The 24,229-nt window shown below is 58.8% G+C and carries 10 protein-coding genes, 2 tRNA genes and 3 rRNA genes; 7 read left to right on the top strand and 8 right to left on the bottom strand.

All coding sequences use genetic code 11. The annotated features are described in order from the left end of the window. Window positions 1-69: 69 nt before the first annotated feature. Window positions 70-2,163: a TonB-dependent receptor gene (locus SERRSCBI_RS01480; RefSeq protein WP_042783482.1), complete on the bottom strand. Its 2,094-nt coding sequence runs from the start codon at window positions 2,161-2,163 to the stop codon at window positions 70-72. 535 nt (window positions 2,164-2,698) lie between these two features. On the opposite strand from SERRSCBI_RS01480, the gene SERRSCBI_RS01475 reads away from it, so the two are divergent. Beyond that, complete coding sequence (locus tag SERRSCBI_RS01475; protein WP_042783481.1) at window positions 2,699-4,309, top strand: condensation domain-containing protein; 1,611 nt, start codon at window positions 2,699-2,701, stop codon at window positions 4,307-4,309. 64 nt (window positions 4,310-4,373) lie between these two features. Beyond that, window positions 4,374-7,469 carry an amino acid adenylation domain-containing protein gene (locus tag SERRSCBI_RS01470; protein WP_042783480.1) on the top strand — a complete coding sequence of 1,032 codons (3,096 nt, stop codon included), beginning with the start codon at window positions 4,374-4,376 and terminating at the stop codon, window positions 7,467-7,469. 42 nt (window positions 7,470-7,511) lie between these two features. Here SERRSCBI_RS01470 and SERRSCBI_RS01465 read toward each other — a convergent pair whose 3' ends face one another. Both SERRSCBI_RS01465 and gltP read right to left on the bottom strand, forming a co-directional pair. Then, the gene (locus SERRSCBI_RS01465; protein ID WP_042783479.1) at window positions 7,512-8,855 is read right to left on the bottom strand and encodes a condensation domain-containing protein; all 1,344 of its coding nucleotides are present in this window, start codon (window positions 8,853-8,855) and stop codon (window positions 7,512-7,514) included. Window positions 8,856-9,129: 274 nt separating this feature from the next. After that, window positions 9,130-10,446: a glutamate/aspartate:proton symporter GltP gene (gltP, locus tag SERRSCBI_RS01460; protein WP_033641576.1), complete on the bottom strand. Its 1,317-nt coding sequence runs from the start codon at window positions 10,444-10,446 to the stop codon at window positions 9,130-9,132. Between the two features lie 901 nt (window positions 10,447-11,347). Here gltP and acs point away from each other — a divergent pair. The 3 genes from acs (at window position 11,348) to actP (ending at window position 15,358) form a co-directional block, all read left to right on the top strand. Continuing rightward, window positions 11,348-13,306: an acetate--CoA ligase gene (gene acs / locus SERRSCBI_RS01455; protein ID WP_033652607.1), complete on the top strand. Its 1,959-nt coding sequence runs from the start codon at window positions 11,348-11,350 to the stop codon at window positions 13,304-13,306. Window positions 13,307-13,397: 91 nt separating this feature from the next. After that, on the top strand, window positions 13,398-13,709 hold the full coding sequence (locus tag SERRSCBI_RS01450; protein ID WP_004930047.1) for a DUF485 domain-containing protein: 312 nt from the start codon (window positions 13,398-13,400) through the stop codon (window positions 13,707-13,709). Beyond that, window positions 13,706-15,358: a cation/acetate symporter ActP gene (actP, locus tag SERRSCBI_RS01445; protein ID WP_004930048.1), complete on the top strand. Its 1,653-nt coding sequence runs from the start codon at window positions 13,706-13,708 to the stop codon at window positions 15,356-15,358. Before SERRSCBI_RS01450 ends, actP begins: the two co-directional genes overlap by 4 nt. A gap of 151 nt (window positions 15,359-15,509) precedes the next feature. On the opposite strand, the gene rrf is transcribed toward actP, so the two are convergent. The 5 genes from rrf to SERRSCBI_RS01420 all read right to left on the bottom strand — a co-directional run bounded on the left by rrf (window position 15,510) and on the right by SERRSCBI_RS01420 (window position 20,645). Then, window positions 15,510-15,625: ribosomal RNA gene (rrf, locus tag SERRSCBI_RS01440) — 5S ribosomal RNA — on the bottom strand. Window positions 15,626-15,725: 100 nt separating this feature from the next. Further along, window positions 15,726-18,632, bottom strand: a 23S ribosomal RNA gene (locus SERRSCBI_RS01435). Window positions 18,633-18,839: 207 nt separating this feature from the next. Continuing rightward, window positions 18,840-18,915 (bottom strand) — tRNA-Ala (locus SERRSCBI_RS01430). A 38-nt stretch (window positions 18,916-18,953) separates the two neighbouring features. Continuing rightward, a tRNA-Ile gene (locus SERRSCBI_RS01425) sits at window positions 18,954-19,030 on the bottom strand. 74 nt (window positions 19,031-19,104) lie between these two features. Then, window positions 19,105-20,645 (bottom strand): 16S ribosomal RNA (locus SERRSCBI_RS01420). The 16S, 23S and 5S rRNA genes sit together here with 2 tRNA genes alongside, the layout of an rRNA operon. A 636-nt stretch (window positions 20,646-21,281) precedes the next feature. Here SERRSCBI_RS01420 and purH point away from each other — a divergent pair. Together purH and purD are read left to right on the top strand one after the other, a co-directional pair. Then, on the top strand, window positions 21,282-22,871 hold the full coding sequence (gene purH, locus SERRSCBI_RS01415; RefSeq protein ID WP_089181545.1) for a bifunctional phosphoribosylaminoimidazolecarboxamide formyltransferase/IMP cyclohydrolase: 1,590 nt from the start codon (window positions 21,282-21,284) through the stop codon (window positions 22,869-22,871). A gap of 48 nt (window positions 22,872-22,919) precedes the next feature. Continuing rightward, window positions 22,920-24,203, top strand: coding sequence for a phosphoribosylamine--glycine ligase (purD, locus tag SERRSCBI_RS01410; RefSeq protein WP_042783477.1), 1,284 nt, complete (start codon window positions 22,920-22,922; stop codon window positions 24,201-24,203). Window positions 24,204-24,229: the final 26 nt, after the last annotated feature.

The following is a 24,229-nucleotide window of genomic DNA, read 5'->3' as shown; positions in this document are numbered from 1 at the left end:
TCCTTTGCCCGGCCGTGCCGGGATAGCGCATAAAACGGGGGACATTCGTCCCCCGTCACCGCGATAGCGTTAGAAAGTCAGCTCAACCGCTGCGCCGACCAGGCGGCCTCGCTGGAGAGTCGCCGTGTAAATGTCATTGCTTCTGACCATCTCGCGGCGGTCGGAATCAAACAGGTTTTTCGCATACAGCGTGGCGCGACCGTAGTCGAAGGTGTAAGCCAGCTGGGCGTTGGCCGTCCAATAGGAGCCGATGCGCCCGCGCGAGTCGTTGTCGTATTGCGAATAGTAGGAGTCGGTAAACGCCACGTTGCTGCTCAGCTCCCACCCTTTCAGGAACTGATATTTGGCGCCCATGTTGGCGGTGTAAGCCGGCGCGCGCGCCAGCTCATGCCCTTCCACGCCGCTGCCCGAGAACTTCTTGATGTCGGTTTTCAACAGGCCGAGGTTGCCGAACAGTTCGAAATCCCAGCGCGGCTGCCAGGTGGCACCGATTTCCGCGCCGTAGGTTTCCACCTTGTCGGCATTACGGATCACGCTGGAGTTCTCGCCCAGCGAGTACGGCAGCTGCATATCCTTGTAATCGTTGTAGAAGATGTTACCCGTCAGCACCACGTTGGCGTCTTTCAAGTGATGGCGGGTGTACAGCTCGTAGTTCCAGACATACTCGGAACCGTAGGTGTAGCTGACCACCGGCGTGCCGATCGTGATGCCGCCGCCGCCGGCGTTATAGCCGCGTGCGATCTTGGCGCCGTAGGTTTGGGTATCCGTCGGTTTCCAGGCCACGTCCAGCTTCGGCAGGAACACGGTGTAGGTTTCATCGAAATCGATGCGCACCGCCTGGCTGCCGCCGTCTCGGCGACGATGTTCGCGCTCCAGACGGCTGGCGGCGGTCACGTCCACCTGCGGCGTCAGCGCATAGGTCAGCTCGGCGAACGCCGAATGGGTATCGGTCTTATCCTTGAAGGCCGAGCCGCCGAAGATGTTGACGAACTCATCCTGCGTGCCGTGGAAGTAACGCAGCCCCGCCAGCCCGTGCAGGCGGCTGTCCGCGCCGCCGAAGCGCACTACCGGCTCCACGTGAACTTCCTGGCCGTCGATCTCGGCGTATTGGATGTTGTAAGCGGTCGGACGGTTGATGTTGAAGTCGGTGTAGATAACGCGGTTTTCCAACGTCAGTGCGTCGGACTGCTCCCAGGCCAGATCCCAGATGGTGCTGTTCATGTTGCTTTTGAACACGGCGCGGCGCGGATCGTGGCGCGGGTTGGTCGGATGCGGCTGCGGGTTAAGGCTTTCGTTCTGCGGCGCGGTGCTGCCGAAGTGGTTGAAGGTCAGCTTGGTGGTCAGATCGCGCAGGCCGGCCGGGTTGAACAACAGCTTGGCGCGGGCGGTGGTGGCTTCCACTTCGCGCGGATCGCCCACCGGCGCATAGGCCGGCAAATCGGCTTCGCTGCGGCGGCGCTGGCGATCGACGCTGACGCGGAACGCCAGTTGATCTTCCACCAGCGGGCCGGACGCCATAGCCGCCAACTGTGAAGAGTGCTGGTTGCCGGCCCCGCCCTTGAAGGCGCTTTCCCACTCGAAGGTCGGATCCTTACTGGCCATGACGATGGCGCCGGCGATGGCGTTGCGCCCCTGGATGTAGCTTTGCGGGCCGAGGAACACTTCGACGCGATCCAGATCCCACAGCGACTGCGGACCGAACGCCTGTTCGTTATAAGTCAGCGAACGGCCGTCCAATGACAGATTGAGGCGCGGGCGGGTGCCGCTGAGGAAAGCGTTGGCGCCGACGTTCGGGCCGGAACCGTCGATGCCGCGCACGGTCGGCAGTTCGTTGCCGATGCCCAGATCCACCACGTTGGGGGTCATGCGCAGCAGATCGGGGATCTGCACCGCATCGGGCATCGAGGCGATGCGGTTGCTGTCGAACACCTGCACGCTGGAGCCGGTGTCGAAAATGGACCGTTTGATCTTCTCACCGGTGACCAGCAGCGTTTCCGCGTCCTGGTAGGTTTCGTTGCTCTTCGTTTCCGCCGCGTTGACGTTACCGATCGCCAGTGAACAAACCCCTAAAAATACGGAGGAAAATGCCCCAATGGCTTTCAACCCCGCCTTTTCCCCGTTTCCTACGCTTTCATGCCGTTGAGCCGCAAAATGCTTGCCCATAGATGTCTTCTCCTTTCATCCCAGAGGTGCACAAAATTTGATTTTTTTTTACACAACCTACATCGACACTCACACAGATCATGACGCTGCGGCCTTCCCGGCCTTGCTGTTGCTTATCCCTGCGGCAAACCCATGTCTTTCGCGGCCGAACGGGCGCGGCCCCGTCCACGGCCAAGCCGCCGGCGGAGCGGCCGGCAGCTTGTATAAAAACGTAAAATAATGTTAAGAATGATAATATTTTGCATTTTCTAATGCAAATCATTATCAATAAAGGTGTGAGGGCTGACAAGATAACTGCCAGAAACCCTTATACTTTCGCAGGAAAAACGAGCGCTGTAATAACAAGCAATCATTTCAATGCTAAGAATAATATAGATAAATTATTCACGCCCAACGCCCTCTCTGCTCGGTATTGCTAAAACGCCTTATAGATAGCACCCGTGCGCCAAATGGATCAAATAATAATAATTTTCATTCCTATTAACATTTGGATATATTCTTGCAGTCTCGTTGGCTGAATCAAAATGGATACCCGATGAAAGCGTTAACCACGATGCAGGCCGCCTATTGGGTAGGCCGACAGTCCGCTCCCCCTCTGGGCGGCATGGCCGCCCACCTGTATGCGGAGTTCGACGGCGGCGAGCTGGATGCTGCTCGGCTCCGCCAGGCCGTAGAGATGTTGTACCTGCATCATCCGCTGCTGCGCCTGCGCATTACCGACGATGGCCAACAGACGATCGCGCCCCCCGGTCCCCGGCATACCTTGCATCTCGACGACTGGCGACACGCCGATGAAGCGACGCTGGCGGCCGCGCTCGCCGCCAAACGCCAGGCGAAAAGCACCCAGCTGCTGCCGCTGGAACAGGGCGTTCCCTGCGATATCAGCCTGAGCCTGCTGCCGGAAGGGCGCAGCCGCTTGCACGTCGATCTCGACATGATCGCCGGCGATGCCATGAGCTTTCGCCTGCTGATGGAGGATCTGACGGCGTTTTATCACCAGTGTCCGGCGGCGCCCTCCCATGACGCGCCGCCGGCCTACTTCGATCACCTCGAACGACGCAACGCCGACGAGGCGCTGCGCCAGCGGCGCGAACGCGGCCAGCGTTGGTGGCGTGCTCGCCTGGCGCAGGTGCCGCCGGCGCCGCGCCTGCTGCGCACGCCGGACCGCTGCCGCAGCGATCGTTTGGCCATCCAGTTGAATGCAGAAGAAAGCCGCGCGCTGGAGAGCGTGGCCAAGCGGCACCACACCTCCCTCTCGACGCTGTTTCTGGCGCTGTTCGCGCTGGCCGTCGGCCAGGGTTGGAACATGACGCGCTTCCGGCTCAACGTGCCGCTGTTCCACCGCGAGAGCGAACGGGAAGACGCGCATCGCCTCGTCGGCGACTTCTCTAATCTGGTATTGCTCGGCGTGGAATTGAACCCGACGGAAAACCTGAACGCCTTCTGCCAACGCCTGATGGCGCAGCTGGCGGAGCTGATCGAGCATGCGGATTATCCCGGCGTCAGCGTGATGCGCGATCTGTCACGCCTGCACGGCAGCCTGCAGCCTTCGCCGGTGGTGTTTACCGCCGGTTTCGGCATCCGCGGCAAGACGCTGTTTTCCGAACGGGTCGCCGACACCTTCGGCCCTCTCGGCTGGGTCATCTCTCAGGGGCCGCAGGTCGCGCTGGATGCGCAGGTCGCCCACGTCGACGACGGCATTCTGATCAACTGGGACGTGCGGCTGGACGCGTTTCCCGAGCACGTGTTGCCACGCCTGCTGGCCTGTTACCGGGCGCTGCTGCACCTGGCCGCGCGGCAAGCGGGGGCGTTCGATCGCCCGCTGTCGCAACTGCTGGCGCAGTGTACCCCCGACGCGCTGGCGCAGCAGGCGCCGGTGCGCCAGGTGTTGCACCGGCTGCTGGCGCGGGTGGCTCCCGAGGCCGACTTGCGCGACCACGACGATATCCACCGGTTGCCTCTGTCGGATGCTGGGGTGAACGCGCTGCTGACGGTGCTCAACAGGTATCTGGCGGCGGCGCTGACGGCGCAGGATCTGGCGGCGCATCCCTCCCCCGCGGCGCTGGCGGCGTTGATCTGCCAACGGTCGCCCGAGGCAGGACGACATGCGAAAACGCTGCTCGCCGCGCTGGCGCCGCAGCACTGAGATCGGTTTCCGGGCGCGCGACGTCCGGCACGTTTTAATCGGTTAGCGACTATAGGGAAGCACCATGGAGACACCATTAACCGCACTGCAGCAGGCCTATCTTCTCGGCCGCAGCGATCGATGGCCGCTCGGCGGCGTGGCGATGCACGACTTCCGCGAATACCGCGCCCGGCAGCGGGATGTGCTGCGCCTTGAAGCACGCCTGGCCGAGCTGGTACAGCACTACCCGGCGTTGCGCACCTGCATCGATGTGCAGCGCGGCACGCAGCACGTGCGCCCGGAAATCACGCTGCATCTGGATCGCCACGACCTGCGCTCGCTGGATGACGAAGCGGCGCAGCGCCAGACGGAACAACTGCGCGAGCGTTACTCCCACCAGCGCCACGATCCGAGCCAACCGCTGTGGCGCATCGCCGTGATCCAACTTGCCGAACAGCAGGATCCGACAGGATCGCCGTACGATACGCTGATCTTTACCAGCTTTGATGCCTTGATCCTCGACGGCCAGGGGATCTCCGCCGTGATCGCGCGCCTGTTCGACGATCGCCCTCTGACGCCGACCGCCGCCGCGCTGCCGCCCCCTGCGGCATCGGCGGCGCAACGCCAGGCCGATGCCGCCTATTGGCGCGAGAAGCTGCAGGATGTCACCACCCCGTCGGCGTTGCCGTGGCGCGCCCCGCTCGCCAATCTCACCGCATCACGCTATCGCCGCGCCACCCTGACGCTGCCGCACGACACGGTCAAACAACTCGGCCGCCTGGGATCGCCGCATGCGCTGCTGCGCAACAGCCTGCTCTCGGCGCTGATCCTTGATACGCTGGCCCACTGGACCACCGACGGGGAGCTGTGCGTCGGGGTGCCGGTGGCGTTCCCCGCCGCCGACGGCGCGCTGGGCAACGCCTCCAGCTTCGTGGCGGTGCGCTATTCGCGCTATGGCGAAGACTTTATCCAGCGCGCGCAAGCCTTGCAGGACGATGTGCTCGGCGCGCTCGATCACCTGGCGTTTTCCGGCGTCGATCTGGCGCGTCAGTTGCTCGGCCAAAGCCAGGGCGGCCCGGCGCTGCCGGTGATCCTGACCAACTGTTTAGGTTGGGAAACGCTGCCGGCCGAGGCGCCGGTGCGCTTCCACGATGGCCTGACCCAAACGCCGCAGGTCGCCATTGATATCCGTCTGACGCTGGACAGCGAAAAAAACCTGCAGCTGTGCGTGGATTACGCCGAGCAGGCGTTGCACGGCGAGCAGGTAGCGGCCATGCTGGCGGCCTTGCAGCGGCGCATCCTGCACAGTTGCCAACGCGCCGATCTGGCGATCGCCCCGCGAGATTTCATCGATCTGGCGCATTACCGCCACAACGACAGCGAAGCGAATTACACGCCTTATCCTTATCTGGCGCAGCTGGCCGAGCGGCTGTTCGGCGCGCATAACGGCGGCAACGCGCTTATCTGTGGCGAGCAGACGCTGACCTATCGCGAGCTGGGCCAGCGGATCGCCACGGCGATCGCCAACCTGCAGAGCCGCGGCGTACAGCCGGGCAACGTGGTGGCGCTGTATTTGCCGCGCAGCCCGGAACAGATCATCTTCAGCCTCGCCTGCGCCCTACAGGGGGTGATCTGGGTGCCTATCGACATCAACTCGCCGCCGGAGCGCACCGCCTACCTGCTGGAGAACTGCCGGCCGACGCTGGTGGTACACGGCGGCGATCTGGAGACGCCGATCGGCGTGACGCCGGCTACCCTGCTGACGCCGACGGATCGCGCGCCCGCGCTGCCGGATGAACAGGCGTTGGCGGAACGCAGCGCCAGCCAGGCCGCGAGCTATTACCTGTATACCTCTGGCACCACCGGCAAGCCCAAATGCGTGGTGCTCAACAACCGCGCCACCGCCAACGTCGTGCACCAAACCCAACAGCGCTGGAGCGTCACCGCCGACGACGTCTTTATTTCCGTGACGCCGCCGCACCATGACATGTCGATGTTCGATCTGTTCGGTTCGCTGTGCGCCGGCGCCACACTGGTACTGCCGGCGCCGCATCAGGAAAAAGACGCCATCAGTTGGAACCAGTTGGTGGAAAAACATCGGGTCAGCCTGTGGTGCTCGGTGCCCGCCATTCTGGAGATGCTGCTCACCTGTAAAACGGCCGACAGCCTGCGCTCGCTGCGCTTGGTGGCGCAGGGCGGCGACTACATCAAGCCGGCGACGGTGCAAACCCTGCGCACCTTGCGCCCGGATCTCGCGCTGTTCTCACTCGGCGGGCCGACCGAAACCACCATCTGGAGCATCTGGCACCCGATCGCCCCGCAGGAGAGCGGCACCGTGCCTTACGGCCGCCCGCTGCCGGCCAACCGCTATTTCATCTGCCATGACGACGGCAGCCACTGCCCGGCCGGCGTGGTCGGCCGCATCCATACCGCCGGGGTCAACCTGGCGTTGGGCTACCTGGAGCAGGGGGAGCTGAAGCAGCACGACTTCGTCACCCTCGCAGGGCCGGACGGGCAGCCGCAGCGCGCTTTCCGCACCGGCGATCAGGGCTATTACCGTCCGGACGGCAACATCATGTTCGCCACCCGGGTGAACGGTTATGTGAAGATCCGCGGCGTGCGCGTCTCGCTGCCGGAAATCGAAGACGTGCTGCGCCGCCATCCGGCGATCCGGGATATGGTGGTGGTGGATTATCCCAGCGGAGAGAACAACGAGGCGGCGCTCGGCGCCCTGTATCTGACCCGCGACGGCAAGCCGCTGCCGCTGTCCGAGATCCGCGCCTTCGCCACCGGCTATCTGCCCTGTACCCATATTCCCACGCGCTTTATCCACGCCGAGGCGCTGCCGCTGTCTGCCAACGGCAAAACCGACCGCCATCGTATCCGCGCCGACCTGAGCCAGCGGCAAACCGCGCCGGCGCTGAACGCCTGCGCAGCCCCGCCGCCGAACGCGCCTTTGGCGCGCAGCGCAGAGATCCTGACCATCTATTGGCAGGCGATCGGCGTGACGCCGCGCCCGGAATGGGGAGAAGAGACGGCGTTTATCGCCATGGGGCTGAAGCTGCCGCATATCAAACAGGTGGCGGAGCGCCTCAATGACGCTTTCGGCACCCGGCTGGTGAGCAGTGCGCTCTTGCCGTGCAAGAATGCGCGCGAAGTGGCGGCGTTACTGACCAGCTGAAGCCACACCACTCGGGCGGGGATATCCCCCGCCCGCAGGTTATCAGGCGGGCAATGCCGTCAGGGCCGCGAGCGGTTGCTCCCAGGCTTCCCGCTGCAGCGCGCGCAGCAGAAATTCTTGCAGCGCCTCGCCATAGTCCAGCGCATCCTCCGTCGGGAACTGTTCCAGATAAATATCGATATCCACCTGCAGATCGCGGGCGTCGGTGCGGCCGCGATACGTCAGGTTGAAACCGTCGCCCGAGCCGCCGGCCAATACGCGCCGGGCGCCGCGACAGCCGACAAAACGGGGCGCATCGAAGGGTTGCACGTTGATGAAGGGAGAAATAAAGAAGCGCGAGTTCGGATCCACGCCGCGATCGGCGGCCAGTTGGCGCAGACGATAGCCAGCGTGGCTGCGCAGCTCGCGCAGCTGCTGCGTCAGGGTGGTCAGAAAGCTCCCCAGCGTCTCCATTGGCGACGGCGATACCAGCAGCGGCAGGGTATTAACCGCCAACGAAGGGACGTTGGTGGCGGCTTGCCCGCGGCGATTCATCGCCGGCATCCACATCGGCAACGCATCGCCCTGCCGGACGTGGCGCGGCATGACCTGAAACAGCCAGGCCGCCGACAGCGCCACCAGCAAGTCGGGCCAATTGATGCCACTGCGTTCCGACTGCTGCGCCAGACGTTGCGCGACTTCTGTCGGCAACCGACGGTTGACGCTCAGGCGTCGCACGCCATACTCCCCGCCGCCCTTACGCACCGTCGGCAGCGCCTGCGACGGCGGCAGATAGGCCTGCCAAAAGCGCCGATCGCGCTCGCAGCGTTCAGAATCGACGTAGGCCAACTCGGCCTGTTGAAAGGGGGCGAAAGCACCCAAAGGGATGCCCGCGCTCCCCTGGCCGAGGTAGTGCGCATATAGCGCGGCGCAGCGGTGTTCGATTAGCGCCATACCGAAACCGTCGACCAGAATATGGTGCGCACGCACGTACCAGAGGTAACGCTCCGGTCCCAGCTTCAGCAGCCAGGCGGCGGCTAACGGTTCGCGGTGCAACGCCCGGTGCTGCGCGATATCCTCGTGCATCAGGCTTTGCGCCGCCTGCCAGGGATCGCGATGCGTTTGCAGATCGATACGTTGCAATGACGGTATGCGCTGTGGCTCGTGCCGTAGCGGCGGAGGATGGTCGCCACGCCGTTCGCCAAAGCGCAGGGCAAACGCCTGCGTCTCGGCGAGGGTGGCGGCGATCGCCCGGCAGAGCGCCGCTTCCTCTATTGCGCCGCACAGTTCGGTGCAATGGGCGACGGTGGATAAGGTCTGCCCAGGGTGCAAGGTGTATTCTTCCCAGAAATCAAGCTGCGCTGGCGCCAGCGGCAACCATTCAGAGGCCAAAGCGGTGTCCGACATGTTACCTACCTTTGATAAGCCTGAATAAAAGCGCCGAACGGGCGATACCCCGCCATTCAACGGCTTTTGTGTGTCTCCATACATCATCAAATGAAAATGATAATAACATCTATTATCATTTCCAATAATTTGGTAACACTTTAGATTCTGTTAAGCGGGGATGCAAGCGACGCAGTGGGGCAGAGAAAAGAAAGTGGCAGGCTGAAAGGGCATAAAAACAAATCGCCCCGGGCACGGATGCCCGGGGCGTTTTTCATATCCCGCTAGCCGGTGATTAGCCTTGATTGGCCGGCTTCACCTTCTGCGCCAGGAACTCCGTTTCGTAGGCCAGCGCCTTCTTGCGATCGAACTGGTGCTCCCACTTGGCGATAACCAGTACCGCCAGCGCGTTGCCCACGACGTTCAGCGCGGTGCGCGCCATATCCAGGATACGGTCCACGCCGGCGATAAACGCCAGACCTTCCAGCGGAATGCCGACGCTGCCCAACGTCGCCAGCAGCACCACGAACGAGACGCCCGGCACGCCGGCGATCCCTTTCGAGGTCACCATCAGCGTCAGCACCAGCACGATCTCCTGCCCCAACGACAGCTCGATGCCGTACAGCTGGGCGATAAAGATGGCGGCGATGCTCTGGTACAGCGTCGAACCATCCAAATTAAAGGAGTAACCGGTCGGCACCACGAAACTGGTGATCGACTTGGGCGCGCCGTAAGCCTCCATCTTTTCGATGATGCGCGGCAGCACCGTTTCCGAACTGGCGGTGGAATAAGCCAGGATCAGTTCGTCTTTCAGGATGCGGATCAGCGTCCAGATGCGCAGGTTGCACAGCCGAGCGACCGCCCCCAGCACCACCAGGGCGAAGAACGCGATGGCGAAGTACACCAGCACCACCAGCTTGGCCAACGGCAGCAGCGAAGCGAAACCGAAGTTCGCCACCGTGACCGAAATCAGACCAAACACCCCGATCGGCGCATAGCGCATGATCATGTGGGTGACTTTGAACATGCTCTCGGACACTGCCTTGAAGACCTTCAGCAGCGGCTCTTTGGTCTCTTTCGGCAACGACGACAGCCCCAGACCGAACAGCACCGAGAAGAAGATAATCGGCAGCATGTCGCCCTTGGCCATCGACGAGAAGACGTTCGACGGGATCAGCGACAGAATGGTCGCCACCAGGCTGTGCGAACCGCTTTGCACCTGTTCGGTGGTTTTCTCATACTGCGAAATGTCCACCGTGGTCAGCGTCGACATATCGATGCCGTGGCCCGGTTGGAAGACGTTGGCCAAGGTGAGCCCCACCACGATGGCGATCGTGGTGATCACTTCGAAGTAAATAATGGTTTTCAATCCGATGCGGCCCAGCTTTTTCGCATCCCCCACGCCGGCAATACCGACGATCAGCGTGGAAATAACGATCGGCACCACAATCATCTTAATCAGACGAATAAAGATATCACCCGCCGGGCTGAGAATATTGCTCACCAGCCACTCACGAGATTCGGTCTGGTTGTGCAATACCGCGCCAACAATAATACCCAGCACCAACGCGATCAGGATTTGCCAAGCCAGGCTAATTTTTACACTTTTCATACCCAAAAAGTCCTCAAAGACTCTTTGCGCCGTACAAAGTCGCAACACGGCGAAAAGAATACTTAATCATTTATTACAGGCTTATGTTAATTCAGTGGAAGCGTTCACCTGCCCTGGGTGCGACGCAGTATAAATCTGTATCATCCGGGCGGCATGCTCTGCAAGCCTTGATTTGTCAGGGTTGAGCGCTGAATCGAATCATAAAAAATTCGCGCAACTATTTCAAATGGCATAATTGCTTGTTATTAAAAACATAATTTTTCATATAATGAAGCACATAACCGCGCCGGCGACGTTTTTTTGAACGCGATTAAAATGCGTTATTTTTCGTCCATTCTGCATATTTAGTCCGCATCAAATGTTTATATTTTGTTACTCAAAAGTCAAATAAATGGGAATTGGCCGAGTGACATTTTCACCCATAAATGCAGCGCCGTTTTATATTCCGATTAAAAATCGAACAATTCAGCAGGATGAATGCCACACGGTATTTCCCGAGTTTTCATCAGGAATTAAACGTTAATAGAACGTTATTTCACGATGTGCCGTCCATCGTTATATCGCGTTAATACCAACTTCGAATATTAATAGCAAAAAATAATCAAAAAAGATTTATAGCGCGAAATAATGTCGGTCTCTCCCACCCTTATTAAGCGCAAGGCAAATACCCTCGCCTTTGTTTATTCTTTTTTGTTCTTTAGATAAGTGTTTTTGGCTAAAAAAGCGGGTTTATGATGATTTAAACGCCAAATAGATAGATACGTACTGCAAATGCGACAGAACTATTACAAATCAATATCTTTGTTGCGTGATCTGCCGCGCAAAAAAGAAACAAAGAATCGTAGCAAACTATACTTAACCTTCAGTTGACATATCATTAACAACTTCAAGGAGAAAAGCTATGAGCCAACTGCATAAACACGCTATTCCTTCTGCAATTGCAGAACGCGCCCTGATTAATCCGGCACAATACCAACAGTATTATCAACAGTCGGTTCAAGACCCAGAAGCTTTCTGGGGTGAGCATGGCAAAATCCTGGACTGGATCAAACCCTATACCAAAGTCAAAAACACCTCGTTCGATCCGGGCCACGTCAGCATCCGTTGGTTTGAAGACGGCACGTTGAACCTGGCGGCCAACTGCCTGGACCGTCATTTGGCCGAGCGCGGCGACCAGACCGCCATTATCTGGGAAGGCGATGACCCGACCCAATCCAAGAAAGTGACCTACAAACAGCTGCACCATGATGTCTGCCAATTCGCCAACGTGCTGAAAAAGCTCGGCGTGAAAAAAGGCGACGTGGTGGCTATCTATATGCCGATGGTGCCGGAAGCGGCGGTCGCGATGCTGGCCTGCGCCCGCATCGGCGCCGTACATTCGGTGATCTTCGGCGGCTTCTCGCCGGAAGCGGTCGCCGGGCGCATTATCGACTCCAACGCCAAACTGGTGATCACCGCCGATGAAGGCCTGCGCGCCGGCCGCGCCGTGCCGCTGAAAAAGAACGTCGACGATGCGCTGAAAAACCCCGGCGTGGTCAGCGTGGCCAACGTCGTGGTGTTCCAGCGCACCGGCAAACCGGGTTACTGGCAGGAAGGGCGCGATCTGTGGTGGCATGAGCTGACCCAGGGCGTTTCCGCCGATTGCCCGCCGGAAGAAGTGAACGCCGAAGATCCGCTGTTTATCCTGTACACCTCCGGCTCGACCGGCAAGCCAAAAGGCGTGCTGCACACCACTGGCGGCTACCTGGTGTACGCCGCGATGACCTTTAAGTATGTGTTCGACTATCACGACGGCGACATTTACTGGTGCACCGCCGACGTCGGCTGGGTCACCGGTCACAGCTATCTGCTGTACGGCCCGCTGGCCTGCGGCGCCACCACGCTGATGTTCGAAGGCGTACCTAACTATCCGGGCGTCAATCGTCTGTCGCAGGTGATAGACAAACACCAGGTCAACATTCTGTATACCGCGCCGACCGCCATTCGTGCCCTGATGGCCGAAGGCGACAAGGCGATCGAAGGCACCCGGCGCGATTCGCTGCGCATCATGGGCTCGGTCGGCGAACCGATCAACCCGGAAGCCTGGGAGTGGTACTACAACAAGATAGGCAACGCCAAATGCCCGATCGTCGACACCTGGTGGCAAACTGAAACCGGCGGCTTCATGATTACCCCGCTGCCGGGCGCCACCGAGCTGAAGGCCGGTTCCGCCACGCGGCCTTTCTTCGGCGTACAGCCGGCGCTGGTCGATAATGTCGGCACGCCGCAGGAAGGCGCCTGCGAAGGCAACCTGGTGATCGTCGATTCCTGGCCGGGCCAGGCGCGCACCCTGTTCGGCGATCATGACCGCTTCGAGCAAACCTACTTCTCGACCTTCAAAGGCATGTATTTCAGCGGCGACGGCGCCCGCCGCGACGAGGACGGTTACTACTGGATCACCGGCCGCGTCGATGACGTGCTGAACGTCTCCGGCCACCGTTTGGGCACCGCCGAGATCGAGTCCGCGCTGGTATCTCACCCGAAAATCGCCGAAGCGGCGGTGGTCGGCATTCCTCATAACATCAAAGGCCAGGCGATCTACGCCTATATCACGCTGAACCACGGCGAAGAACCGACGCCGGAGCTCTATGCCGAAGTGCGCAACTGGGTGCGCAAAGAGATAGGGCCAATCGCCACGCCGGACGTGCTGCACTGGACAGACTCGCTGCCCAAAACGCGCTCCGGCAAGATCATGCGGCGTATCCTGCGCAAAATTGCCGCCGGCGACACCAGCAACCTGGGGGATACCTCCACGCTGGCGGATCCGGCTGTAGTCGACAAGCTGTTGGAAGAAAAACAATCAATGAAAGTGCCGTCATAATTTACGCCGCTTCAGGCCGCTCATTCGGATAACGCGCCGTTGAGCGGCCCTGGCGCGGCGTACTCTATCAATACCTACTGGAGACACTCTGATGAATGACACCATTTATCAAGGGATTGAAGAAAACCCGCGCTTTAAAGAGCTGGTGAGAAAACGCGGCCGGTTCGCCTGGCTGCTTTCGCTGATTACGCTGGCGCTGTACGTCGGCTTCATTTTGTTGATCGCCTTCGATCCCCAATGGCTCGGCACGCCGATCGCCGCCGGATCGACCATTACCCGCGGGATCCCGGTCGGCGTCGGGCTGATCGTGATCTCTTTCGTCTTGACCGGGATCTATGTGTTCCGCGCCAACGGCGAATTCGATCGCCTCACCGCAGAGATTCTGCGCGAGGTGAAACAATGAAGCGCTTATTGTCCGCCGCCGCGCTGCTGTTGCTGCCGGGCCTGGCCTGCGCCGACGCCATTGGCGGCGAGGTGCATCGTCAGCCGCTGAACATCCAGGCGATCGTGATGTTTATCCTGTTTGTCGGCGCCACGCTCTACATCACCTATTGGGCCTCCAAACGCACCCGTTCCCGTCAGGACTACTACACTGCGGGCGGGCGCATCACCGGTCTGCAAAACGGGCTGGCGATCGCCGGCGACTTCATGTCCGCCGCCTCGTTCCTCGGCATCTCCGCACTGGTCTATACCTCGGGCTATGACGGCCTGATCTACTCCATCGGCTTCCTCATCGGCTGGCCGATCATTCTGTTCCTGATCGCGGAACGCCTGCGTAATCTCGGCCGCTATACCTTCGCCGATGTCGCCTCTTACCGTCTGCAGCAGAAACCGATCCGCACCCTCTCGGCCTGCGGCTCGTTGGTGGTGGTGGCGTTGTATCTGATCGCGCAGATGGTCGGCGCCGGCAAGCTGATCCAGCTGCTGTTCGGGCTCAACTACCATGTGGCGGTGATCCTGGTCGGTATCCTGATGGTGCTGTACGTGCTGTTCGGCGGCATGCTGGCCACCACCTGGGTGCAGATCATCAAAGCGGTGCTGCTGCTGGCCGGCGCCAGCTTTATGGCGCTGATGGTGATGAAGTCGGTTAACTTCGACTTCAATACCCTGTTCGCCGAAGCGGTGAAGGTGCATCCGAAAGGCATCGCCATCATGAGCCCCGGCGGGCTGGTGTCCGATCCGATTTCCGCGCTGTCGCTTGGCCTGGCGCTGATGTTCGGCACCGCCGGTCTGCCGCACATCTTGATGCGTTTCTTCACCGTGAGTGACGCCAAGGAAGCGCGCAAGAGCGTGTTCTACGCCACCGGCTTTATCGGTTACTTCTATATTCTGACCTTTATCATCGGCTTCGGCGCCATCTTGCTGGTCAGCGCCAATCCGGCGTTCAAAGATGCCACCGGCGCGTTGCTGGGTGGCACCAACATGGCGGCAGTGCACCTGGCCAATGCCGTTGGCGGCAACTTCTTCCTCGGCTTTATCTCGGCGGTGGCGTTCGCCACCATTCTGGCGGTGGTTGCAGGCCTGACGCTGGCCGGCGCCTCGGCCGTGTCCCACGATCTGTACGCCAGCGTGATTAAAAACGGCAAGGCGACCGAGCGCGATGAGCTGAAGGTCTCCAAGATCACCGTCGTGGTATTAGGCCTGGTCGCCATTGCCCTGGGGATTTTGTTCGAGAAGCAGAATATCGCCTTTATGGTCGGGCTGGCGTTCTCCATCGCCGCCAGCTGTAACTTCCCTATCATCATCCTGTCGATGTACTGGTCGCGTTTGACGACCCGCGGCGCGATGATTGGCGGCTGGTTAGGCCTGCTGACGGCAGTGATTCTGATGATCCTCGGCCCGACGATCTGGGTGCAGATCCTCGGCCATGAGAAACCGATTTACCCGTACGAATACCCGGCGCTGTTCTCGATGATCGTGGCCTTTGTCGGCACCTGGCTGTTCTCGATCACCGACAGCTCACTGGCCGGGCAGCAAGAGCGGGAACGCTTCCGGGCGCAGTTTGTTCGTTCGCAAACCGGGCTGGGCATTTCTCAGGGCAGCTCGCATTGACCGAATAATAAGTGAAAAAAGCAAACACACCCTAATCAAAGGCCCTTCGGGGCCTTTTCTCTGGCTCGCTGACGGAGAAGAAGGAGGAGAAAGCAGCGCAGCGTAGCTGCGCTTTTTTACGTTTCACGCACAGCAATCGGCTTTATTTGATGCCTGGCAGTGTCCTACTCTCGCATGGGGAGACCCCACACTACCATCGGCGCTACGGCGTTTCACTTCTGAGTTCGGCATGGGGTCAGGTGGGACCACCGCGCTATTGCCGCCAGGGCAAATTCTGTTTCATTCCAACCGCCTCACTTCCATGAAGCCATCAGAACCAATCTTGGAACGTCGCTGAAAATCTCTCTAAAAACACCTTCGGTGTTGTAAGGTTAAGCCTCACGGATCATTAGTACTGGTTAGCTCAATGCATCGCTGCACTTACACACCCAGCCTATCAACGTCTTAGTCTTAAACGTTCCTTCAGGGGCCTTAAAGGCCCAGGGAAGACTCATCTTGAGGCAAGTTTCGCGCTTAGATGCTTTCAGCGCTTATCTTTTCCGCACTTAGCTACCGGGCAATGCCATTGGCATGACAACCCGAACACCAGTGGTGCGTTCACTCCGGTCCTCTCGTACTAGGAGCAACCCCTCTCAATCTTCCAACGCCCACGGCAGATAGGGACCGAACTGTCTCACGACGTTCTAAACCCAGCTCGCGTACCACTTTAAATGGCGAACAGCCATACCCTTGGGACCTACTTCAGCCCCAGGATGTGATGAGCCGACATCGAGGTGCCAAACACCGCCGTCGATATGAACTCTTGGGCGGTATCAGCCTGTTATCCCCGGAGTACCTTTTATCCGTTGAGCGATGGCCCTTCCATTCAGAACCACCGGATCACTAAGACCTACTTTCGTACCTGCTCGAGCCGTCACTCTCGCAGTCAAGCTAGCTTATGCCTTTGCACTAACCTCACGATGTCCGACCGTGATTAGCTAACCTTCGTGCTCCTCCGTTACTCTTTGGGAGGAGACCGCCCCAGTCAAACTACCCACCAGACACTGTCCTCACCCCGGATTACGGGGCCGAGTTAGAACATCAAACATTAAAGGGTGGTATTTCAAGGATGGCTCCACGCAGACTGGCGTCCACGCTTCAAAGCCTCCCACCTATCCTACACATCAAGGCTCAATGTTCAGTGTCAAGCTATAGTAAAGGTTCACGGGGTCTTTCCGTCTTGCCGCGGGTACACTGCATCTTCACAGCGAGTTCAATTTCACTGAGTCTCGGGTGGAGACAGCCTGGCCATCATTACGCCATTCGTGCAGGTCGGAACTTACCCGACAAGGAATTTCGCTACCTTAGGACCGTTATAGTTACGGCCGCCGTTTACTGGGGCTTCGATCAAGAGCTTCGCCTTGCGGCTGACCCCATCAATTAACCTTCCAGCACCGGGCAGGCGTCACACCGTATACGTCCACTTTCGTGTTTGCACAGTGCTGTGTTTTTATTAAACAGTTGCAGCCAGCTGGTATCTTCGACTGGCTTCAGCTCCATCCGCAAGGGACTTCACCTACATGCCAGCGTGCCTTCTCCCGAAGTTACGGCACCATTTTGCCTAGTTCCTTCACCCGAGTTCTCTCAAGCGCCTTGGTATTCTCTACCTGACCACCTGTGTCGGTTTGGGGTACGATTTAATGTTACCTGGAGCTTAGAGGATTTTCCTGGAAGCAGGGCATCAACTACTTCTGCACCGTAGTGCATCGTCATCACGCCTCAGGGTTGATATGCAACCGGATTTACCAGGTCACACCCCCTACACGCTTAAACCGGGACAACCGTCGCCCGGCCAGCCTAGCCTTCTCCGTCCCCCCTTCGCAGTAACACCAAGTACAGGAATATTAACCTGTTTCCCATCGACTACGCTTTTCAGCCTCGCCTTAGGGGTCGACTCACCCTGCCCCGATTAACGTTGGACAGGAACCCTTGGTCTTCCGGCGAGCGGGCTTTTCACCCGCTTTATCGTTACTTATGTCAGCATTCGCACTTCTGATACCTCCAGCAACCCTCACAGGCCACCTTCAACGGCTTACAGAACGCTCCCCTACCCAACAACGCTAAGCGTCGCTGCCGCAGCTTCGGTGCATGGTTTAGCCCCGTTACATCTTCCGCGCAGGCCGACTCGACCAGTGAGCTATTACGCTTTCTTTAAATGATGGCTGCTTCTAAGCCAACATCCTGGCTGTCTATGCCTTCCCACATCGTTTCCCACTTAACCATGACTTTGGGACCTTAGCTGGCGGTCTGGGTTGTTTCCCTCTTCACGACGGACGTTAGCACCCGCCGTGTGTCTCCCGTGATAACATTCTTCGGTATTCGGAGTTTGCATCGGTTTGGTAAGCCGGGATGGCCCCCTAGCCGAAACAGTGCTCTACCCCCGAAGATGAGTTCACGAGGCGCTACCTAAATAGCTTTCGGGGAGAACCAGCTATCTCCCGGTTTGATTGGCCTTTCACCCCCAGCCACAAGTCATCCGCTAATTTTTCAACATTAGTCGGTTCGGTCCTCCAGTTAGTGTTACCCAACCTTCAACCTGCCCATGGCTAGATCACCGGGTTTCGGGTCTATACCTTGCAACTAATCGCCCAGTTAAGACTCGGTTTCCCTACGGCTCCCCTATACGGTTAACCTTGCTACAAAATATAAGTCGCTGACCCATTATACAAAAGGTACGCAGTCACACCACGAAGGTGCTCCCACTGCTTGTACGTACACGGTTTCAGGTTCTATTTCACTCCCCTCGCCGGGGTTCTTTTCGCCTTTCCCTCACGGTACTGGTTCACTATCGGTCAGTCAGGAGTATTTAGCCTTGGAGGATGGTCCCCCCATATTCAGACAGGATGTCACGTGTCCCGCCCTACTCATCGAACTCACGACCTGTGCATTTTAGTGTACGGGGCTATCACCCTTTGCTGCGCGACTTTCCAGACGCTTCCACTAACACACAAGCCGATTCAGGTTCTGGGCTCCTCCCCGTTCGCTCGCCGCTACTGGGGGAATCTCGGTTGATTTCTTTTCCTCGGGGTACTTAGATGTTTCAGTTCCCCCGGTTCGCCTCATGCCACTATGTATTCATGACATGATAGTGTGTCGAAACACACTGGGTTTCCCCATTCGGGTATCGCCGGTTATAACGGTTCATATCACCTTACCGACGCTTTTCGCAGATTAGCACGCCCTTCATCGCCTCTGACTGCCTAGGCATCCACCGTGTACGCTTAGTCACTTAACCTCACAACCCGAAGATGTTTCCATCGTTCGCGCTGCAAACATTTGAGAGACTCTATGACAGGTTACTCTTCATCCCAGTACATCTACGGAGGGATAAATTTCAGCCGTCATGTTTCAATTTTCAGCTTGTTCCAGATTGTTAAAGAGCAAAATACTTCGCAGCATACTGTCGCCAATATACTCTGAAGTATTGAAATACCGGACTATATGGTGGAGCTAAGCGGGATCGAACCGCTGACCTCCTGCGTGCAAGGCAGGCGCTCTCCCAGCTGAGCTATAGCCCCATACAGTCACGTGCAGTACCTTTTCCACTTACAAGAAGTGGTAGGCCTGAGTGGACTTGAACCACCGACCTCACCCTTATCAGGGGTGCGCTCTAACCACCTGAGCTACAAGCCTATAAAGGTATTTCTGCTCGTTACTTTCTATCAGACAATCTGTGTGAGCACGCCACTCGAACTAATATCTTTAGGTAAGGAGGTGATCCAACCGCAGGTTCCCCTACGGTTACCTTGTTACGACTTCACCCCAGTCATGAATCACAAAGTGGTAAGCGCCCTCCCGAAGGTTAAGCTACCTACTTCTTTTGCAACCCACTCCCATGGTGTGACGGGCGGTGTGTACAAGGCCCGGGAACGTATTCACCGTAGCATTCTGATCTACGATTACTAGCGATTCCGACTTCATGGAGTCGAGTTGCAGACTCCAATCCGGACTACGACGTACTTTATGAGGTCCGCTTGCTCTCGCGAGGTCGCTTCTCTTTGTATACGCCATTGTAGCACGTGTGTAGCCCTACTCGTAAGGGCCATGATGACTTGACGTCATCCCCACCTTCCTCCAGTTTATCACTGGCAGTCTCCTTTGAGTTCCCGGCCGAACCGCTGGCAACAAAGGATAAGGGTTGCGCTCGTTGCGGGACTTAACCCAACATTTCACAACACGAGCTGACGACAGCCATGCAGCACCTGTCTCAGAGTTCCCGAAGGCACCAAAGCATCTCTGCTAAGTTCTCTGGATGTCAAGAGTAGGTAAGGTTCTTCGCGTTGCATCGAATTAAACCACATGCTCCACCGCTTGTGCGGGCCCCCGTCAATTCATTTGAGTTTTAACCTTGCGGCCGTACTCCCCAGGCGGTCGATTTAACGCGTTAGCTCCGGAAGCCACGCCTCAAGGGCACAACCTCCAAATCGACATCGTTTACAGCGTGGACTACCAGGGTATCTAATCCTGTTTGCTCCCCACGCTTTCGCACCTGAGCGTCAGTCTTCGTCCAGGGGGCCGCCTTCGCCACCGGTATTCCTCCAGATCTCTACGCATTTCACCGCTACACCTGGAATTCTACCCCCTCTACGAGACTCTAGCTTGCCAGTTTCAAATGCAGTTCCCAGGTTGAGCCCGGGGATTTCACATCTGACTTAACAAACCGCCTGCGTGCGCTTTACGCCCAGTAATTCCGATTAACGCTTGCACCCTCCGTATTACCGCGGCTGCTGGCACGGAGTTAGCCGGTGCTTCTTCTGCGAGTAACGTCAATTGATGAACGTATTAAGTTCACCACCTTCCTCCTCGCTGAAAGTGCTTTACAACCCGAAGGCCTTCTTCACACACGCGGCATGGCTGCATCAGGCTTGCGCCCATTGTGCAATATTCCCCACTGCTGCCTCCCGTAGGAGTCTGGACCGTGTCTCAGTTCCAGTGTGGCTGGTCATCCTCTCAGACCAGCTAGGGATCGTCGCCTAGGTGAGCCATTACCCCACCTACTAGCTAATCCCATCTGGGCACATCTGATGGCAAGAGGCCCGAAGGTCCCCCTCTTTGGTCTTGCGACGTTATGCGGTATTAGCTACCGTTTCCAGTAGTTATCCCCCTCCATCAGGCAGTTTCCCAGACATTACTCACCCGTCCGCCGCTCGTCACCCGGGGAGCAAGCTCCCCTGTGCTACCGCTCGACTTGCATGTGTTAAGCCTGCCGCCAGCGTTCAATCTGAGCCATGATCAAACTCTTCAATTAAAAGCTTGATGTGCTTCCACTCGAGAAGCGATGCTCAAAGATTTACTGCATGAATTTTACTTCAGTTAGTCACTCTTCAAGACTTGATATTTTTTGCATCCGAAGATGCTGGATATCGTCTTGTGGAGTGCCCACACAGATTGTCTGATAAATTGTTAAAGAGCAGTGAGTTAGGCGCTTTCGCTTGCTAACTCGAGGTGGCGTATATTACGCTTTCCTCTTTCAGAGTCAACCCTAATTTTCAGGATTTTTTCTCTGCGACCCCCGGATACTCTGTGAAGTTGTTCACATGTTCCGTGTCGATGGAGGCGCATTATAGGGAGTTCCTCGCAGGCCGCAACAGGTATTTTCAGCAAAAACGATCGTTAGCTGCATTCCACAGCAAAACCCCGCTTTATACCCACTTGCGCACAGTGTTATCCACAGATGCGATTTGTACGGAAAATTTACGAGCGCCACGCAAACGTTTTCGCTACAATTCCCCGCGACGAAACGATCCCCCTTTTTACGGGGGCGTTACCTGAATTTGTGCCTGTCCCTCCCTTTATAAGGCAGAAAACCGCGCTTTATAGAGAGAACGAGGTGGACATTCACGTAACGCTCTTTAATTGCGACTCAAAGCCAAGGGATAAAACCATGCAACAACCTCGTCCAATCCGCCGGGCTCTGCTCAGCGTGTCTGACAAAGCCGGTATCGTTGAATTCGCCGAAGCGCTTTCCCAGCGCGGCGTTGAACTGCTCTCAACCGGCGGCACCGCCCGCCTGCTGGCAGACGCCGGTCTGCCCGTTACCGAAGTTTCCGACTATACCGGCTTCCCGGAGATGATGGACGGACGAGTAAAGACCCTGCACCCGAAAGTTCACGGCGGTATCCTCGGCCGCCGCGGCCAGGACGACGCGGTCATGAATCAGCATGACATCCAGCCTATCGACATGGTGGTCGTCAATCTGTACCCGTTCGCCCAAACCGTGGCGCGCCCAGATTGCTCGCTGGAAGACGCGGTCGAAAATATCGATATCGGCGGCCCGACCATGGTGCGCTCTGCCGCCAAGAACCATAAAGACGTCGCCATCGTGGTGAAGAGCAGCGACTACGCCGCCATCATTACCGAGATGGACAACAACGACGGCTCGCTGCGCTATGCCACCCGCTTCGATCTCGCCATCAAGGCCTTCGAACACACCGCCGCCTACGACAGCATGATCGCCAACTACTTCGGCGCGCTGGTGCCGGCGTACCACGGCGAGACCGAACAGCCGTCCGGCCGCTTCCCTCGTACTCTGAACCTCAACTACATCAAGAAGCAGGATATGCGTTACGGTGAGAACAGCCACCAGCAGGCCGCCTTCTATATAGAAGAAGAGGTAAAGGAAGCGTCCGTCGCGACCGCCGAGCAGCTGCAGGGCAAAGCACTCTCCTATAACAACATCGCCGATACCGACGCCGCGCTGGAATGCGTGAAAGAGTTCGCCGAACCGGCCTGCGTGATCGTCAAGCACGCCAACCCTTGCGGCGTGGCGATCGGCGACGACATCCTCGCCGCCTATGAGCGCGCTTACCAAACCGACCCGACCTCCGCCTTCGGCGGCATCATCGCCTTTAACCGCGAGCTGGACGCCGCCACCGCGCAGGCGATCATCAGCCGCCAGTTCGTGGAAGTGATCATCGCGCCAAACGTCACTCAGGAAGCGCGCTCCCTGCTGGCCGCCAAACAGAACGTGCGCGTGCTGGCCTGCGGCCAGTGGCAGCAACGCGTGGCGGGGCTGGACTTCAAGCGCGTCAACGGCGGGCTGCTGGTACAGGATCGCGATCTCGGCATGGTGACCGCCGCCGATCTGCGCGTGGTATCCGAGCGCCAACCGACCGAACAGGAACTGCGTGACGCGCTGTTCTGCTGGAAAGTGGCCAAGTTCGTGAAATCCAACGCCATCGTTTATGCACGTGACAACATGACCATCGGCATAGGCGCCGGCCAGATGAGCCGCGTTTATTCCGCCAAGATCGCCGGCATCAAAGCGAGCGACGAAGGGCTGGAAGTGAAAGGATCCGCCATGGCCTCCGACGCCTTCTTCCCGTTCCGTGACGGCATCGATGCCGCAGCTGCAGTCGGCATCACCTGCGTGATCCAGCCTGGCGGCTCGATCCGCGACGACGAAGTGATCGCCGCCGCCAACGAACACGGCATCGCGATGATCTTCACCGACATGCGTCATTTCCGCCATTAATTCCTTTTGCCGCGTGCGCTCCGGCGCACGCCATTCGTGGAGCCCCTGATGAACATTTTGATTATCGGCAACGGCGGGCGCGAGCACGCGCTGGCCTGGAAAGCCGCCCAGTCTCCGCTGGCGGATAAAGTCTACGTTGCGCCGGGCAATGCCGGCACCGCGCTGGAAGCCAATCTGGAGAACGTGGCGATCGCCGCCACCGATATCCCCGCCCTGGTCGCTTTCGCCCAGAGCCATGACATCGGTCTGACCATCGTCGGGCCGGAAGCCCCGCTGGTGATTGGCGTGGTCGACGCCTTCCAGGCCGCCGGTCTGAAAATCTTCGGCCCGACGCAGGCCGCCGCGCAGCTCGAAGGCTCCAAAGCTTTCACTAAGGATTTCCTGGCGCGCCACCGCATCCCGACCGCCGAATATGAAAACTTCACCGACGTGGAGCCGGCGCTGGCCTACGTGCGCAGCAAAGGCGCGCCGATCGTCATCAAGGCCGATGGCCTGGCGGCCGGTAAAGGCGTGATCGTCGCGATGACGCTGCAGGAAGCGGAAGAGGCGGTGCGCGACATGTTGGCCGGCAACGCCTTCGGCGACGCCGGTCATCGCATCGTGGTGGAAGAGTTCCTTGACGGTGAAGAGGCCAGCTTCATTGTGATGGTCGACGGCGAGAACGTGGTGCCGATGGCCACCAGCCAGGACCACAAGCGCGTCGGCGACGGCGACACCGGCCCGAACACCGGTGGCATGGGCGCCTATTCTCCCGCACCGGTAGTGACCGACGAAATCCACCAGCGCGCCATGGACCAGGTGATCTGGCCGACGGTGCGCGGCATGGCGGCGGAAGGCAACACCTACGTCGGCTTCCTTTACGCCGGCCTGATGATCGCCGCCGACGGCCAGCCGAAGGTGATCGAATTCAACTGTCGTTTCGGCGATCCGGAAACCCAGCCGATCATGCTGCGCCTGCGTTCCGATCTGGTGGAACTGTGCCTGGCGGGAGCCGAAGGCCGCCTGAACGAGAAAACCTCCGACTGGGACGAGCGCCCCGCGCTCGGCGTGGTGCTGGCGGCCGGCGGTTATCCGGGTGACTATCGCAACGGCGAGGTGATCCAGGGGCTGCCGCAACAGGAAAGCGCCGACGGTAAGGTCTTCCATGCCGGCACGCGCCTGCAGGGCAATGACGTCGTCACCAGCGGCGGTCGCGTTCTGTGCGTGACGGCGCTGGGCGACACCGTAGCGCAGGCGCAACAACGCGCTTATCAGCTGGCGGAAGGCATCCAGTGGCCGGGCAGCTTCTGCCGCAAAGATATCGGTTATCGCGCGATTGCGCGCGGCAAGTGATTTGACCTGATAAGGTCATGACAAGA

Source organism: Serratia sp. SCBI, from assembly GCF_000747565.1.
Taxonomy (GTDB): domain Bacteria; phylum Pseudomonadota; class Gammaproteobacteria; order Enterobacterales; family Enterobacteriaceae; genus Serratia; species Serratia ureilytica.
This window is presented reverse-complemented; position numbering and strand designations above follow the sequence as displayed.

Coding starts and splice junctions, on each gene's coding strand:
- gltP (WP_033641576.1), bottom strand. CDS start 10,446: ATGAAAAGTGTAAAAATTAGCCTGGCTTGGCAAATCCTGATCGCGTTG.
- SERRSCBI_RS01450 (WP_004930047.1), top strand. CDS start 13,398: ATGAATGACACCATTTATCAAGGGATTGAAGAAAACCCGCGCTTTAAA.
- SERRSCBI_RS01470 (WP_042783480.1), top strand. CDS start 4,374: ATGGAGACACCATTAACCGCACTGCAGCAGGCCTATCTTCTCGGCCGC.
- acs (WP_033652607.1), top strand. CDS start 11,348: ATGAGCCAACTGCATAAACACGCTATTCCTTCTGCAATTGCAGAACGC.
- purD (WP_042783477.1), top strand. CDS start 22,920: ATGAACATTTTGATTATCGGCAACGGCGGGCGCGAGCACGCGCTGGCC.
- SERRSCBI_RS01475 (WP_042783481.1), top strand. CDS start 2,699: ATGAAAGCGTTAACCACGATGCAGGCCGCCTATTGGGTAGGCCGACAG.
- SERRSCBI_RS01465 (WP_042783479.1), bottom strand. CDS start 8,855: ATGTCGGACACCGCTTTGGCCTCTGAATGGTTGCCGCTGGCGCCAGCG.
- purH (WP_089181545.1), top strand. CDS start 21,282: ATGCAACAACCTCGTCCAATCCGCCGGGCTCTGCTCAGCGTGTCTGAC.
- actP (WP_004930048.1), top strand. CDS start 13,706: ATGAAGCGCTTATTGTCCGCCGCCGCGCTGCTGTTGCTGCCGGGCCTG.
- SERRSCBI_RS01480 (WP_042783482.1), bottom strand. CDS start 2,163: ATGGGCAAGCATTTTGCGGCTCAACGGCATGAAAGCGTAGGAAACGGG.